Origin of the sequence: Allobaculum fili (assembly GCF_020969955.1) — a bacterium.
Classification (GTDB): domain Bacteria; phylum Bacillota_I; class Bacilli_A; order Erysipelotrichales; family Erysipelotrichaceae; genus Allobaculum; species Allobaculum fili.
This window is the reverse complement of record NZ_JAHDSX010000196.1, coordinates 1-217: the sequence shown is the minus strand read 5'-3', so window position 1 is coordinate 217 and position 217 is coordinate 1. Positions and strand designations below refer to the sequence as shown.

The window sequence follows — 217 nt, the reverse complement described above, 5'->3', positions numbered from 1 at the left end:
CCAGGGTAGCTTTTATCCGTTGAGCGACGGCCCTTCCATTCGGCACCGCCGGATCACTAATCCCGACTTTCGTCCCTGCTCGGCTTGTTGGCCTCGCAGTCAGGCGCGCTTATGCATTTACACTCTAAATCTGGTTTCCATCCAGACTGAACGCACCTTTGGGCGCCTCCGTTACTCTTTGGGAGGCGACCGCCCCAGTCAAACTGCCCGCCTGGCA

Annotated in this window: 1 rRNA gene; it reads right to left on the bottom strand. The window is 58.5% G+C overall.

Annotated features, from left to right (window positions below):
- Window positions 1–217: ribosomal RNA gene (locus Afil_RS11705) — 23S ribosomal RNA — on the bottom strand; the annotation flags it as partial.